Annotated in this window: 12 protein-coding genes; 9 read left to right on the top strand and 3 right to left on the bottom strand. The window is 64.6% G+C overall.

Annotated features, from left to right (window positions below):
- Nucleotides 1–78 precede the first annotated feature (78 nt).
- The 3 genes from PTT45_RS00135 to PTT45_RS00125 all read right to left on the bottom strand — a co-directional run bounded on the left by PTT45_RS00135 (nucleotide 79) and on the right by PTT45_RS00125 (nucleotide 5,488).
- A complete protein-coding gene (locus PTT45_RS00135) occupies nucleotides 79–735 on the bottom strand; it encodes a DUF6988 family protein (RefSeq protein ID WP_273810648.1) in 657 nt (218 codons plus the stop codon).
- 69 nt (nucleotides 736–804) lie between these two features.
- Nucleotides 805–2,220 (bottom strand): tyrosine-type recombinase/integrase, encoded by a 1,416-nt coding sequence (locus PTT45_RS00130; protein WP_273810910.1) that lies wholly within the window; start codon nucleotides 2,218–2,220, stop codon nucleotides 805–807.
- 295 nt (nucleotides 2,221–2,515) lie between these two features.
- Nucleotides 2,516–5,488, bottom strand: a complete 2,973-nt coding sequence (locus PTT45_RS00125) for an autotransporter outer membrane beta-barrel domain-containing protein (RefSeq protein ID WP_273810646.1) — start codon at nucleotides 5,486–5,488, stop codon at nucleotides 2,516–2,518.
- Between the two features lie 189 nt (nucleotides 5,489–5,677).
- On the opposite strand from PTT45_RS00125, the gene PTT45_RS00120 reads away from it, so the two are divergent.
- The 9 genes from PTT45_RS00120 to PTT45_RS00080 all read left to right on the top strand — a co-directional run bounded on the left by PTT45_RS00120 (nucleotide 5,678) and on the right by PTT45_RS00080 (nucleotide 14,889).
- On the top strand, nucleotides 5,678–7,450 hold the full coding sequence (locus PTT45_RS00120; protein WP_273810644.1) for a response regulator: 1,773 nt from the start codon (nucleotides 5,678–5,680) through the stop codon (nucleotides 7,448–7,450).
- Between the two features lie 110 nt (nucleotides 7,451–7,560).
- Nucleotides 7,561–8,310 carry a GntR family transcriptional regulator gene (locus tag PTT45_RS00115; protein WP_273810643.1) on the top strand — a complete coding sequence of 250 codons (750 nt, stop codon included), beginning with the start codon at nucleotides 7,561–7,563 and terminating at the stop codon, nucleotides 8,308–8,310.
- Nucleotides 8,307–10,031, top strand: coding sequence for a fumarate reductase/succinate dehydrogenase flavoprotein subunit (locus PTT45_RS00110; protein ID WP_273810642.1), 1,725 nt, complete (start codon nucleotides 8,307–8,309; stop codon nucleotides 10,029–10,031). Before PTT45_RS00115 ends, PTT45_RS00110 begins: the two co-directional genes overlap by 4 nt.
- 71 nt (nucleotides 10,032–10,102) lie before the next feature.
- Nucleotides 10,103–10,348: a 4Fe-4S dicluster domain-containing protein gene (locus tag PTT45_RS00105; RefSeq protein ID WP_043310664.1), complete on the top strand. Its 246-nt coding sequence runs from the start codon at nucleotides 10,103–10,105 to the stop codon at nucleotides 10,346–10,348.
- A gap of 123 nt (nucleotides 10,349–10,471) precedes the next feature.
- Nucleotides 10,472–11,878 carry an ABC transporter substrate-binding protein gene (locus PTT45_RS00100; RefSeq protein WP_273810641.1) on the top strand — a complete coding sequence of 469 codons (1,407 nt, stop codon included), beginning with the start codon at nucleotides 10,472–10,474 and terminating at the stop codon, nucleotides 11,876–11,878.
- Between the two features lie 122 nt (nucleotides 11,879–12,000).
- On the top strand, nucleotides 12,001–12,780 hold the full coding sequence (locus PTT45_RS00095) for an ABC transporter permease (RefSeq protein ID WP_443218135.1): 780 nt from the start codon (nucleotides 12,001–12,003) through the stop codon (nucleotides 12,778–12,780).
- The gene (locus tag PTT45_RS00090) at nucleotides 12,777–13,634 is read left to right on the top strand and encodes an ABC transporter ATP-binding protein (RefSeq protein WP_273810640.1); all 858 of its coding nucleotides are present in this window, start codon (nucleotides 12,777–12,779) and stop codon (nucleotides 13,632–13,634) included. Before PTT45_RS00095 ends, PTT45_RS00090 begins: the two co-directional genes overlap by 4 nt.
- Nucleotides 13,631–14,611 carry a HEAT repeat domain-containing protein gene (locus PTT45_RS00085; protein WP_443218134.1) on the top strand — a complete coding sequence of 327 codons (981 nt, stop codon included), beginning with the start codon at nucleotides 13,631–13,633 and terminating at the stop codon, nucleotides 14,609–14,611. The genes PTT45_RS00090 and PTT45_RS00085 overlap by 4 nt, the downstream gene beginning before the upstream one ends.
- Nucleotides 14,611–14,889, top strand: a complete 279-nt coding sequence (locus PTT45_RS00080) for a DUF971 domain-containing protein (protein ID WP_273810639.1) — start codon at nucleotides 14,611–14,613, stop codon at nucleotides 14,887–14,889. The genes PTT45_RS00085 and PTT45_RS00080 overlap by 1 nt, the downstream gene beginning before the upstream one ends.
- Nucleotides 14,890–14,907 lie beyond the last annotated feature (18 nt).

Below are 14,907 nucleotides of genomic sequence, written 5' to 3'. Positions count from 1 at the left end.
TACCAATCGAAATTAAAGCAAGGGCGTTACTGGGATTTTCAGTCCAATCTCTGTACCCCTGATGTCACTGAGTGTCTGCTAGTGCGCAGGCTCAGTCGTGCGCGGGCAGGGCGGTTCGGCGGGTGGCAGGCAGTCGGCGAACTCTTTGTAAATCTTCCCCATGATCCCTGCGTCGGCGGGAAAGCCGGCGATGATCAGCAGCAGATTGCCGGCTAGCCCTAACAGACCGTTGGAGTGCCGGATCTGCATGAGGGCAAGCTCAACTGGAAAGCCCCTCCCATGCCGGTTCACTGCGTGGATGCCGCCATGCACGTATGAGCTCAGGGGCTTCCAAGAGTAATGCTTGAACTCGCGCAAGCCGACCACTGGTACGTGAGGTGCTTTCGCCTCGATCTCATCAAGCATCCGGCTGAGCATAGGGATCTTGCTCGCCTGCTTAGCAGTCTCGCGCGTCAGCTCGGCCAAAATGAGCTCCACGTCTTGATCGGTCGCACAGTGATGCATCCAGATCGCGCGTACCAGCGACTCATATTGCACACGCAGGAGAGCCGAGGCTGATGTGCAGAGCCCAGCCGCGGTTAGGTACTTCAGGCTCTGTGCGTGCTCGAAGCCGAGGCTTGCAACCGAGCGAACAGCCAGGAGGCGGTTGGAGTCATCAAATAGGGGGAGGCCAAGGAAATCTGCGACGCGAGCTTCGAGCTCTGCTGATCGTGCCAGAAGTTGGTTCATATCCATTTTACATCCTCAAGTGGAGGGAAGCCCTGAGTGTTCTTACCTCGTCACGTGTAATGCCTTAGCCGCCCTCTACAAAGGGCGATCTCCTGCCCCTTGCGATGTGCTGCGATACTCCGAAGGGTGCGAGTTCTCTGTAAACGAAGCACTGGAAGCTACTTGGCCTAAATACTCACCGAGGGTCTTCCATGCCTCCGCCATCTCCTTCGCATAGCTATGGCGCTGGTAGATGCGCTTAACCTTGTTTTCCTCGGTGTGGTTAAGGCAGCGCTCAGCTACTTCAGGAAGGACGCCAAGGGCTGTCATGATCGTGGCGCCAGTTCGTCTAAGGTCATGTGGTGTCCACTTTCCTCCAGGGAGGAGTAACGCCTGAGCATTGGCGCTTCTGTTGCTCAGGATCCCTTGTCCGGGCAGGCGCTGCCTATCTCCAAGCTGCTTGGTCACTGTCTTTGAACAGACAGGGCCACTATTTTGGGTGTTGGGATAACACCATTCACTGGCAGAGCTGACTGCCAGGACAGCCTTGAACTGCTGGATGGCGAACGGTGAGAGGGTTACGTTGTGGGCCTTACCGTTTTTGCTTTGCTCTGAAGGGATGTGCCAGTTGCCTTTGATAAGGTCGACGTTTTCCCATCGGGCACTTAGCAGTTCTCCGATGCGGCAGCAGGTAGACAAAGCAATCCAAATTGCAGCCTCTGAAGAGGGGAGTAGGCCGGCTTGCGGAGTGAGCCTTGCTAATGCGCGGATCTCTTCCTCGCTCAATACGCGATCTCGCTCCACGTCCTTGCCGCCAATTTTGGCCTTGCGAATGCTCGCAGTCGGATCGTGATCAATCAGATCCCGATCTACGGCGAATCGGAACATCTGGCGCATCAGGCTGAAGATCATCTTCGCCATTCGGTTGACACTGCGAGCAAGCAGGGCGTCCGTTACTTCGGTAATGTGACCTTTTTTCACATCTTCGACGGCCATTTTCCCGAGAAATGGCAGCACATCTTTCTCGAACATGCGGCGCACCTCTGAGCCACCGTCTTTACGGTTGATCAGGTCGACCTTGGCCCAGTGGTCGAACAAATGTTGGACAGTTTTTCTGGCAGCTTGCCGAGCCTGAGCGGCCTCCAGCGCGCATTTCTCTGCAGCAATCCGTACAAGCTCGGCATCACGTGCTGCCACCCTCGCTGCTTCCTCTGCCGCGAGGTGTTCTCTTACATCTCTGGCACCTGACTTATGAAGCCCAGCGAGCTCTTTAGCCCGTTGACCCGCTTCGGCGAGTGTCATAGTCCCTTCGCTGCCATCGCGGCTATATGTCCCGATGGGGAAAGTGATGCGCTCACCACTGCTGTTGGTGTAGCGGAAATAGAAAAGGCGCTCGCCGCTTGGGGTGATGCGGGCTACTAAACTGCCGTGCCCCCAGATGGCTACTTCGCTCAGCCATTTGTCGTTCGCGCCAGGTTTGGCTGTCATCTGACGGTCTGTGATCTTGGCCATATGTTCGGTTTCCCGTTGCCAATTGGTTGCCAATTGAGATTTGTGGTTGCCAATTCGTTGCCAATTAAGATCGGATTTCCTCGAACTGCTTCGGGCGATTTTGAACGATAAAGCGGCTGCAGGCCAGTAAAATAAGGGCTTTTCGAAGATTTGTTGAACTTGTTTAGACGCTTTTGGAAGGATAATTACCTGTATGGGGTGCAAGGGGTAGAGTGTTCGAATCACTCCGTCCCGACCAAATAATCCCAACAAAAAGGCCAGTCAGGAATGATTGGCCTTTTTGTTTGTCCTGCGTTTACCAGAGGTAGCGATAGCCCAGGGTTACCGCCCAGGGTTGTTCCATGTCGTGGCCATTGGCGTAGCTGGCTTCCAGCGAGACTTTCTGTTGTGGGCTGATCTGCAGGGCATTGCCGATGCCGATCTCGGTGCGGGAGCCGGGGAGGGCGTTGTCGAATTTGTGACCGTTGACGGTCACGCTCTGATCGCCGGCCAACTCGTCGATGTAGGAAGTGACAAGGTAGCTTTGCAGTTGCATGCCGGAGCCTAGTTGCATGGTGCGACCGCCGCGTACGCCGAGGCGTCCTTGCACCGAATCGGTGTCACTGGCTTTCACCTTCAGTCCGTCGCTGCTGGTGTACTGCGGTCCTTCCAGGTGGGTGGCCGCGAGCTGGGCTTGGGGTTCGACGAACCAGCCGTCTCCGAGATCGATCTGTTTTCCGACCTCCACGCTCACGCCGATGGCGTTGCCCGAGTAGTCGCCTTTCACGCTGTCGCCGACGTTGCTCACCACCTTGGTGTTGCCGTCCAGGCGGTTGTATTTGATCACGTTGTCGACGTACCAGCCGTCGTCGCGCAGGTAGGTGGCGTAGGCGCCCAGCATGCGGCTGTCGATGTCGCCGGAGCTGCGCTCGCCGAAGTCCATGTCCGAGCGGCTGGCACCGACCATGCCACCGACATAGAGCGTGGCATGCTCAAGGGCGATGGCACGGTCTGCACCGATCTCCACGCCGCTCAGGTTCTGGTCATAGGCACGGCTGTGGTTTTCGTTCATGTGCAGGCTTTTGCCAATGCCACGTACCCACACGCCGCCCTGGTCATGACCCAGGCGCAGCTCGCCGAGGCGTTGGGTGAGGGTGCCGAGCTCGCTGTAGTAGAGGTTGGCGGCAGCGCTTTGCATGCCCAGGGCAACGTTGGAGCCTTTCGACAGGATGTCCGGTTGCGATGGCTTGCCACCGTTGCCGGAGCCGCCTGGCTTGCCTGTATTGCCGCCGGGGCCATCCGGATCGGTCGTGCCTGGGTCCGTGCCTGGATCGGTAGGATCCACCGGGTCAATCGGATCGATGGGGTCCACCGGGCCGGTGCCATTGTTCGCGCCGACCAGATACCAGTCTTGCCCCTTCTGTTCCAGGCTGTAGCGATAGGCGCCGGCGTCCACATGGCCACCGTAGAGGCCGAATTGGCCGGCGCCGCCATGGGTCTCTACCACCAGCAACTGGGTACCGTCTGCTTCGCGGCCGCTGTCGGCGATTACCAGGGTGTGCTGGCCTTCGGCGTGGCCGCCGATGCTGATCAGGTCGCCCTGCACGCTGGCAAGGTCGGTGTTCATCTGGAAGCTGCCGGAGCCGGTGAGGTCGCCAGCGATGGATAGGGTGTGGAAGCCATTGGCGGAGTTGAAGACCACGTGGGCGTTCTCCAGGTCCAGATTGCTCAGGCTGGAGTTGCCGTTCATGCGCCAGGTGGCGCTGTGCAGGTCGAGGTCGAGCGTGCCGCTGCTGGCGTCCTGCAGCTGGGTATCGCCGCGCAAGTCACTGCTAAAGCTGCTCAGTTTCAGGTTGCCGTCGCCGAGCACCTCGGCGAGCAGCCCGCTGGCGCCGGTGTCCAGGCTGGAACCGCTGAGGGTTGCCTGCAGCTTGGCGCCCTGGGCGATGGCGAAGCCGACACCATTGCCGCTGTGCAGCTCGCTGTCGGCGATGCGCAGATTGCCGACGCTGCCGCTCTCGGCGCGGACCAGCGCCCCTTCGCTCTCGACCAGGCTGCCGCTCAGGTCCACCTCTGCGGAGCCATATGACTGGTTGCCTTGGCTGAACAGCAGCGCGGAGCCAGAACTGCTGGTCATCTGGCTGTCGATGACCGTGGCACGGCCGCCGTTGTCCAGATGCAGCGCTGCGCCATGTTCGCCGGAGCTATGCAGTTCGCTGCGTTCGATCGCCAGGCTGCCGGCGGCCAGCGCGTGCGCGGCGGACGAATCCTTGCCGGCGCTGCTCAGGCTGCTGTCGATGATATCGATGCTGCCGCCTTCTGCCGTCCAGGCGCCGTCGGCCGAGTCGCCAAGAGTTTGCACGCGGCTGCCTGCGGTGAGGTCGATGTGCGTGCCCTGGCTGGTGTACAGACCGTGGCTACCGGTGCCGTCGGTGCTGACCTGGGTGTTGTCGAGCACGGCTGCGCCGCTGGCGTTGTTGACCATGACGCCAATGCTGCCGACGCCCTGGGTGTGAATGCTGGAGTCGTCGATGTGGTAGTCGGCGCCATTGCTGGAGATGTGGATGCCGTAGCTGCCATCGCCCAGCGTATCGATCTGCACGCCGTCGACCTGCAGCTGCGCGCCATTGCTGGCATTGATGCCGGCGCTGTCGGCGCCCTCGGTATGTAGCGTGCCACCGTGCACGACCAGGCTGCCGTCGTTGTCGATCTGCACCGCTGCGCTGTGTTCGCCGTGGGTGCTCAGCTGGGCATCTTCCAGCTGCACGGTACCGTTGTTGTGGGCATGCAGGGCGGCGGCGTTGTCACCCTCGGTTTCGGCGCTGCCGTGGCTGTAGCTGAGTTTGCCGCCGGTTTGCACATCCAGGCCCGCGGCGCCGGCGCCGTGGGTAATCACGCTGGAGTCGCTCATGCTGGCCTGGCCGCCATTCTCCAGCAGGCCGGCACCGTTGCCGTCGGTTTCGATGTGCACGGTGTCCAGGTCGACATGTTTGCTGGCGTCCCACAGGTCCAGTTGCACGCCAGCGCCGTTGCCAGCGTTGTGCACATCGCTGTGGTCGATGCTGAAGTCCATGCCCTGCACGGTGATGGCCGCGTTACTGGCATCCACCTCGAAGTGGGCATCGTGCAGTTCGCTGGTGGGATTACTGCCCCAGGGCTGGAAGACTTCGGGGCTGTTGTAATCCTGGGCGAATCCCGACGTGCTGCTCACCGCGGTGATGACTACCGCCAGCACGGTAGGAAGGAAGGGCGGGTGCTTGGCATGCTGTTGCGAGGGCGATTTGTTCATGATGTCCACCTCGAGTCCTGGTCGTGGCCGGCGCTTTGCGCGTGGCGATGACTGGATTTTTCTCGGATGGCCCTGGGGCGAAGATCGGAAAGCCTTGAGTCTTCTGTAGGAAATTTCCCACAAGAATTACCCGGCGCGCCGGGAATGCTCTAGCGTAAAAGCGGGAATGGACTTCTCCGGGGGCGGCCCATGAGCCGAGTACTGATTGCCGACGGGCATCCCGTCACGCGCCATGCCGTGCGCCTGCTGCTGGAGGGGCAGGGGCATCAGGTGGTGGGCGAGGCGCAGGATGGTGTCGACGCCGTACGCCAGGTGCTGGAGCTGGCGCCGGATCTGCTGATCCTGGATATCGAGCTGTCGCGCTTGAACGGCCTCGACGTGATGGCCCGCCTGCATGCGCGCGGCATGAAGGTGCCGATGCTGGGATTCTCCTCCCAGGACTCCGAACACATCGCCGGGCGCTTTCTGCAGGCGGGTGCGGCTGGTTTCGTCAGCAAGCACGACGACCTGCAGGAGCTGAGCCTGGCCGTATCGACCCTGTTGCGTGGGCGCAGCTACTTTCCCAGCCAGTTGCTGGGCAGCGTCAATTTGCCGGAGCTGCGGGAGGGCGAGGCGCAGCGGGTTGCCCATCTGTCCAACCGCGAGCTGAGCGTGCTGTATTTCCTCGCCAGCGGCCTGAACAACCATGCGATTGCCCAGGAGCTGACCATCAGCGAGAAAACGGTCAGCACCTATCGCACGCGCCTGCAGCAGAAGCTCAACCTGCACACCTTGCCGGATCTGATCGATTTCGCCCGGCGCAACCAGTTGGTCGAGGGGCACGGCGCGCAGCCCGCGACGGCGCCTGTAGCGATTGACGATGAGCAGCACAACCTGCTGCAGGCCATGATCGACGGCGTGCCGGCCGCACTCTACGTGCGCGATACCGGTGGCCGCCTGCTATACGCCAATGCGGCCTTCCTGCGCCTGTACGAGGTGGAGATGGAGGCCGTGCGGGGTACGCGGGCGGTTGACGTGGACTGGTACGCGCCAGCCGATGCCGCGACCTTGCAAGGTTTCTTCCTGCAGGCCATCGCCGCGGCCAAGCCCTTCGCTCGCGACATCGAAGTGCGTATCCATGGCCGGCGCCGCATCCTTCATCACTGGGGAACGCCTTACCGTGATGCGGCCGGCAATCTGCTCGGCATGGTCTGCGGTAGCGCCGACATCACCGAGCGGCAGGACCAGCTGCAGGCGGTGCGCGCGGCCAAGGAACAGGCCGAGCTGGGCAATCGCAAGAAGCTGGATTTCCTGGTCAGCGCCAGCCACGAGTTCAGCCTGCCGCTGCAGGCGCTTTGCGGCATGCTCGACATGGTGCTGGGGCGTGCCGAGCTGGGTGAGGCGGATGGCGAGGCGCTGCGCTTCGCCGCCGGCACGGCGCGCGATCTGCTGCGGCTGGTGGGCGAGCTGCAGGGTATCGCCCGTGTCGAAGAGGGGCTCGATCGGGTGCGGCTCGAGGCGACGCGGCTGGACGAGCTGGTCAGGGATGTCGCGCAGAGTCTGCATGCGGAGGTCGAATCGAGAGGGCTGGAGCTGCAGCTGAGGGTCGCCGAGGCGGCGCAGCAGCCGGTGCTGACCGACCCGCAGCGCCTGGGTGAGGCGCTGCGGCACCTGTTGCTGCATGCGCTGCGCAATACCGCCACCGGCAAGGTGCGCCTGGGCGTGCAGGCCCAGCCAGAAGGTGAGCGCATCGCCGTACGCCTGGAGGTCAGCGGCTCACCCCGCGAGCAGGCCGACCCCTTGCGCATCTATTCGCTGGCGGAGTTGGCGGATGAAACTGCACGGCAGATGGAGAGCAACAGCCCGGTGGGCCTGACCATCGCCCGCCGCCTGATCGAAATGCTGCAGGGTGAGCTGGTCACCGCCAGCCCGCCGGAGCGTGGGGTGACGCTCAGCGTGCATCTGCAACTGGAGCCGGTGTAGGCCGCTTCGAGCCATATGCTTATGCAATAAAAGTATTTTTAAGTCTTCTCTTATGCTCGCTATCTTCTCATCACAGCTTGTTATGACAAGTAGAAATCAGAGACGAGAACATGGCCGAACTGCTTCCCCTGTCCCCCGTGCCGCTGTACAGCCAGCTCAAGGAGCTGCTGCGTGGGCGCATCCTCGACGGTACCTATCCGCCGCATAGCCGCATGCCTTCGGAGAGCGAGCTGGGCCAGGCGTTTGGCGTCAGCCGCATCACCGTGCGCCAGGCGCTGGGGGATCTGCAGAAGGAAGGGCTGATCTTCAAGATCCACGGCAAGGGCACTTTCGTCGCCAAGCCCAAGGCGTTCCAGAACGTCAGCACCCTGCAGGGCCTGGCCGAGTCCATGTCGCAGATGGGCTACGAGGTGATCAACCGTCTGCACAGCCTCAAGCATCTGCCGGCCGATGCCCGCGTCGCCGAGCGTCTGGGGCTGGAGGAGGGCGCGCCGGTGACCGAGATCAAGCGCGTGCGCCTGGTCAATCGTGAGCCGGTGTCGCTGGAAGTCACCTACGTGCCGCGCGCCGTCGGCGAGAAGCTGGAGAAAGCCGACCTGGTAGCCCGCGACATCTTCCTGATCATCGAGAACGACTGCGGCATCGCCCTCGGCCACGCCGACTTGGCCATAGACGCGGTACTGGCCGATGCCGACCTGACCCGCGCGCTGAGCGTGGAGGAGGGTGCGCCGATCATGCGCATCGAACGACTGACCCACGCCGCCGACGGCACGCCGCTGGACTTCGAATACCTCTACTACCGCGGCGACGCCTTCCAGTACCGCCTGCGCATCGACCGCAACAAGGGCTCCCACGCATGAACACGATCGAGCGCGAATACGACCTAGTGGTGATCGGCGGCGGTACCGCCGGCCCGATGGCCGCGATCAAGGCCAAGGAGGCCAATCGCGAGCTGCGCGTGCTGCTGCTGGACAAGGCCAACGTCAAGCGCAGCGGCGCCATCAGCATGGGCATGGACGGCCTGAACAACGCGGTGATCCCCGGCCACGCCACGCCGGAGCAGTACACCAAGGAAATCACCATCGCCAACGACGGCATCGTCAACCAGGCGGCGGTGTACGCCTACGCCACCAAGAGCTTCGAGACTATCGAGCAGCTGGACCGCTGGGGCGTGAAGTTCGAGAAGGACGAGACCGGCGACTACGCAGTGAAGAAGGTCCACCACATGGGCGCCTACGTGTTGCCGATGCCCGAGGGGCACGACATCAAGAAGGTGCTGTACCGCCAGCTCAAGCGCGCGCGGGTGGAGATCACCAATCGGGTCATCGCCACTCGCCTGCTCACCGATGCCGAGGGTGCGGTGAACGGCGTGATGGGCTTCGACTGCCGCACGGCAGACTTCCACCTGATCCGCGCCAAGGCCGTGGTGCTCGCCTGTGGCGCCGCCGGGCGCCTGGGTCTGCCATCTTCCGGCTACCTGATGGGCACCTACGAGAACCCGACCAACGCCGGCGACGGCTACGCCATGGCCTACCACGCCGGCGCCGAGCTGGCGAATCTGGAGTGCTTCCAGATCAACCCGCTGATCAAGGACTACAACGGCCCGGCCTGCGCCTACGTGACCGGCCCGCTCGGCGGCTACACCGCCAACAACAAGGGCGAGCGCTTCATCGAGTGCGACTACTGGTCCGGGCAGATGATGTGGGAGTTCCACCAGGAACTGGAGGGTGGTAACGGCCCGGTGTTCCTCAAACTCGACCACCTGGCAGAGGAGACCATCCAGAACATCGAGGAGATCCTGCATAGCAACGAGCGGCCCAGCCGCGGCCAGTTCCACGCCAACCGTGGCACCGACTACCGCACCGGCATGGTGGAAATGCACATCTCCGAGATCGGCTTCTGTTCCGGCCACAGCGCCTCGGGCGTGTGGGTCAACGAGAAGGCCGAGACCAGCGTGAAGGGTCTGTACTCCGCCGGTGACATGGCCGCAGTACCGCACAACTACATGCTCGGCGCCTTCACCTACGGCTGGTTCGCCGGGGTCAACGCCGCCGAGTACATCGCCGGGCGTGACTTCACCGAGGTGGATGCGCAGCAGGTCGAGCGCGAGCAGGCGCGGGTCTATGCGCCGCTCAATCGCGAGCACGGCCTGCCGCCGGCCCAGGTCGAGTACAAGCTGCGGCGCATGGTCAACGACTACCTGCAGCCGCCCAAGGTGACCAAGAAGATGGAGATCGGCCTGACCCGCTTCGCCGATATCCAGCGCGACCTCGACCAACTCAAGGCCAACAACCCGCATGAGCTGATGCGCGCCCTGGAAGTCAGCGTGATCCGTGACTGCGCCGAGATGGCTGCGCGCGCCTCGCTGTTCCGCGCCGAGAGCCGCTGGGGCCTGTACCACCACCGTGTCGACCACCCGCAGCGCAACGACGCCGAGTGGTTTGCCCATTGCCACCTGAAGAAGGGCGACGACGGCGCCATGACCAGCTTCAAGAAGCCGGTGGAGCCCTACCTGATCCCGCTGGACGACGAGGAACAACACGCCTACGAGCGCCTGCGGGTGCGTAGCGACGCTGCCTGACCGAACCGCGTGCCAGGCCCCGAGCAGGGGCCGCAGAAACGAGAGAGCCATAGGCTCCGAGGAACCGTGACATGGCCTACCAGCCCCAGGAAATCTTCTTTCGCAGCAATGCGCCGGTGACCATCGACGAGGACAAGTGCATCGCCCACAAGGGCTGCACCGTGTGCGTCGAGGTCTGCCCGATGGACCTGCTGGCGATCAACCCGGCCACGCAGAAGGCCTACATGGCCTTCGACGAGTGCTGGTACTGCATGCCCTGCGAGAAGGACTGCCCGACCGGCGCGGTCAAGGTGGAGATTCCCTACCTGCTGCGCTGATCCACAAGAGCAAGAAATGCCACCGGCCACCGCCGGACGCCTGATGCACCACCCCCTCGTTTCCCACCAGCCAACCGACTGGCGGAGACGATTCCAACACTCATGATTCGAGGGGAAACACCCATGCGCTTGCGTACTACCCTGGCCGGCCTCGCCCTGGCCATCGCCTCCGTTCACGCCAATGCCGAGACCATCCGGGTCGCCATCGGCACCCAGGACACCACCATCAACTGCGCCACCGGCGGCCTGCTCATCCGTGAGCTGGGTCTGCTCGACAAGTACCTGCCGAAGGACGGCAAGTACGAGGACGTGAAGTACGAGATCGAGTGGAAGAACTTCACCAGCGGCGCGCCGCTGACCAACGAGATGGTCGCCGGCAAGCTGGACTTCGGCGCCATGGCCGACTTCCCCGGCTCGTTCAACGGCGTCGCCCACCTCGACGCCGGCAAGCGCAGCCTGTTCCTCAGCGTGCTGTCCGGCAGCACCCGCGGCAGCGGCAACGGCATTGTGGTGCCGGCATCCTCCAGCGTGCAGTCGCTGGCCGAGCTGAAGGGCAAGACCATCTCCGTGCCGTTCGCGTCCACCGCCCATGGCATGCTGCTGCGCGCCGTTGCCGCGCAAGGCTGGGACCCGCAGAAGGACGTGCGCATCATCGCCCAGGCCCCGGAAATTGCCGGCTCGGCCCTGCGCAGCAACCGCATCGAGGCGCATGCCGACTTCGTGCCGTTCGCCGAGCTGTTCCCCAACCGAGGCTTCGCCCGCAAGATCTACGACGGCTCGCAAGCCAACGCGCCGACCTTCCACGGTGCGCTGGTGGATGCCGAGTACGCCAAGAAGTACCCGGAAGTGGTCACCGCCTACCTGCGTGCCAGCCTCGAGGCCGACCGCCTGTTCGCCGAGTCGCCGGAGAAGTACAGCGAGCTGATCGAGAAGGTCACCGGCATCGAGGCCGAGGTGAACTACCTGTTCCACGGTCCGCTCGGCCTGCAGACCCGTGACCTGACCTGGAAGCCGGAATACCGCAAGGCACTGGCCACCTCCATCGATACCCTCAAGCTGCTGAAGAAGACCGACCGCGGCCTGGACGTGGACAAGTTCGTCGACGACCAGTACATCCGCGCCGCCTTCAAGCAGGCCGGCCGCGACTACGACAAGGCCCTGGCCGACTACCAGCCGCTGCCGCTGCAGGCCAACGATGCGCTGACCGGCAAACCGATCACCGATGTCTCGCGCCTGGCGCAGATCTGGGTGCGCGGCGAGGACAAGGTGCGCCACTACAGCTCGCCGGAAGCCGCACTCAAGGCCCTGGCCGCGCTGGAGCAGGAGGGCAAGGACATCCGCGCCATCTACGCCCAGGCGGCCGATAGCGGCATCAAGCTGCTGGCCAACCAGGCCTGGTTCGTGCGCAACGGCAAGGGTGAGCTGAGCGCCTTCCTGCTCAAGGACCAGGCCGAGGCCTACGCCCAGCAGCACGGCGGCACCGCGCTGGACTTCGTCAGCGCCAACCAGCAGGCCGTTGCCAGCCTTTGATGGTTGAACGACTCCCTCTCCCTCCGGGAGAGGGTTGGGGTGAGGGCGGTTTTGCCAGATAGAGCCTCATCCCCGGCCCTTCTTCCGAGGGGGGAAGGGAGGTCCATAACCTGGAGAGCCCCATGAACCATCTGTACCGCTGGCCTCTGCGCCTAGCCTCGCTGGCCGCCTGCCTGCTGTTCTGGCAGGTGGCCGCCACTACGCGGCTGGACCTGGGCCTGCTCACCTTCACCTACGTGCCCACGCCCAGCGCCGTGCTCGGCGCCGCCTGGCAGCTGCTGCACTCCAGCCAGTTGCTGGCGCACCTCGGCAGCAGCCTGGGCCGGGTGTTCGCCGGTTATCTCACCGCCGCCGTGATCGGCGTGTTGCTGGGCCTGATCATCGGCCGCTCGAAATGGGCCGAGGACAGCCTGTTGCCGCCGTTGGAAGTACTGCGGCCGATTCCTGCGGTGGCCTGGATTCCCCTGGCCATCCTGATGTTTCCCTCGTCGGAGCTGTCGATGGTGTTCATCACCTTTACTGGCGCGCTGTTCCCCATCCTGCTCAACACCGTGCACGGGGTGGAGGGCGTCGACCCACGCCTGGTCGCCTCGGCACGCAGCCTGGGGGCAGGGCGCCTGGCGATCCTGCGCGAGGTGATCCTGCCGGGCGCTGCGCCGAGCATCGTCACTGGCCTCGCCATCGGCATGGGCACCTCGTGGTTCTGCCTGGTTACCGCCGAGATGATCTCCGGCCAGTTCGGCATCGGTTACTACACCTGGGAGTCCTACACCATCCAGAACTACCCGGACATCGTCGTCGGCATGCTGCTGATCGGCCTGCTCGGCATGGCCAGCAGCGGTCTGGTCAAGCGCCTCGGCGGCCTGGCCACGCCCTGGTACCGCAGCGGAGCACAGCGATGAGCGTCTACGAGAAAGCCCCCGAGCCTGGCCGCATCGACGGCCGCCAGCTGTCCATCCGCCTCGGCCAGGGCCGCGACGCCTTCGAGGCGGTACAGGCGCTGGACTTCGCCGTCGAGCCGGGCGAGTTCGTGTGCATCCTCGGCCCGTCCGGCTGTGGCAAGTCGACCCTGCTCGGCGCCCTGGCCGGCCATTTGCGCCCGGCCGGCGGTAGCCTGCTGGTGGATGGCGCGCCAGTTGCCGGCCCATCGCCGGAGCGCGGCATGGTGTTCCAGCATCACACCCAGCTGCCCTGGCGCAGCGTGCTGGACAACGTCGCCTTCGGCCTGAAGATGCAGGGCATCGGCAAGGTCGAGCGCCATCGCCAGGCCGCCGAGATGCTGCGCCTGGTTGGCCTGCAGGACTTCGCCGCGCGCTGGCCCAACCAGCTCTCCGGCGGTATGCAGCAGCGCGCCGAAATCGCTCGCGTGCTGATCAACCGGCCGCGCCTGCTGCTGATGGACGAGCCCTTCGGCGCCCTGGACGCGCAGACCCGTGCACGCATGCAGGAGCTGCTGCTGGATATCTGGACGCGCATCCGTACCACCGTGGTGTTCGTCACCCACGACATCGACGAGGCGCTGTTCCTCGCCGACCGCATTCTGGTGATGAGCCCACGCCCGGGCCGCTTCATCGAGGACCTGCGCCTGGACTTCCCGCGCCCGCGCAACGCCAACCTGCTGACCAGCCCCGGCTTCGTCCACCTCAAGCGCCACTGCCTGGAGCTGCTGCGCCACGAGGACGGCCGCGAACTGCCGCGCCTCACGCCGCTGGGCCTGCCCACCACCGAACATCCGCCACTGCGAATCGCCCTATGACCACGCTATCCATCGCCGACCTGATTACCGACAACCCGGACATCCTCGACCTGCAGCCGCGCCTGGCCGATGCCGACGCCGGCGTGCGCCGCATCGCCCTGATCGAACTGGCCGACCTGGAAGACCCAGACGCCTTGCCCTGGCTGACCCAGGCCCTGGGTGACGATCCCGCCGCCGAGGTGCGTGCCGAGGCCGCGCGCCTGCTGGAAGCCTGGGAGGAGCCCGAGGTGGTCGCCGCCCTGTGTGCCGCCCTGGCCGATGCTGACGAGGGCGTGCGCGCTGCTGCGGCGCAGAGCCTCTCCGAGCTGAAGAGCGCCGAGGCGGGCAGGGTGATCCTGCCCTGGGTCGGCCATGCCGATGCCTTCGTCCGTGCCAGCGCGCTGCGTGCCCTGCGCGAGCTGCGCCTGGCCGAGGCCGCGCCGCTGGCCTTGTCCGCATTGGGTGATGGCGATGCCTTCGTGCGTCGCGAGGCGGTCGGCATCCTCGGCTGGCTCAAGCGCGGCGAGGCGCTGCCAGCCTTGGCCAGCCTGGCCAGCACCGACCCGGATACCGAAGTGCGCCGCGCCGCCACCGGTGCCCTGGGCCTTGCCAGCGACGCCAGCGTGCTGCCGGCCCTGCGCGCCGCCCTGCGTGACCGCGAGTGGCAGGTGCGCGAGGAGGCCGCCACTACCCTCGGCAAGGTCGGCCAGGGCGATGCCGGCCCGGCGCTGGTCGAGGCATTGGCCGATGGCTACTGGCAGGTGCGCCTGCGCGCCGCCCGAGCCCTGGGCAAGTTGCGTTTCGCCGGCGCGCTGAGTGCGCTGATCGAGCTGCTCGGCCACAGCATCAGCAATCTGCGCAAGGAAGCGGCCCTTGCCCTGGGCGAACTGGCCGACCCGGCCGCGTTGCCGGCGCTGCAGGCGGCGGAAAACGACGGCGACCCCGAGGTACGCAAGGCCGTGCGCATCGCCCTTGGCCAGTTGCAGGGAGTGGCCTGATGAACGCGCCCAGCGCCCTGCGCAGCGCCGCCGGCCAGCTGCGGCTGGAGTGGCCGGATGGCCAGGTCAGCCAGCTCAGCCACGCCCGCCTGCGCGCTGCCTGTCCCTGCTCGCAGTGCCGCGCGGCGCGCCTGCACGGACGCATCGATGCGGCGCCGAGCGAAGTGCGCCTGCGCGCCATCAGCCAGCAGGGCTACGGCGTGCAGCTGGTGTTCAGCGATGGTCACGACAAGGGCATCTACCCCTGGAGCTACCTGCAGGGGTTGGCCGCTGAATGAGCGACAAGAAAAAGCCCC

This window comes from Pseudomonas sp. Gutcm_11s (assembly GCF_028649395.1).
GTDB lineage: Bacteria > Pseudomonadota > Gammaproteobacteria > Pseudomonadales > Pseudomonadaceae > Aquipseudomonas.
Note: the sequence above shows the minus strand (reverse complement) of the source record. Positions and strands in the feature narration are given on the sequence as shown.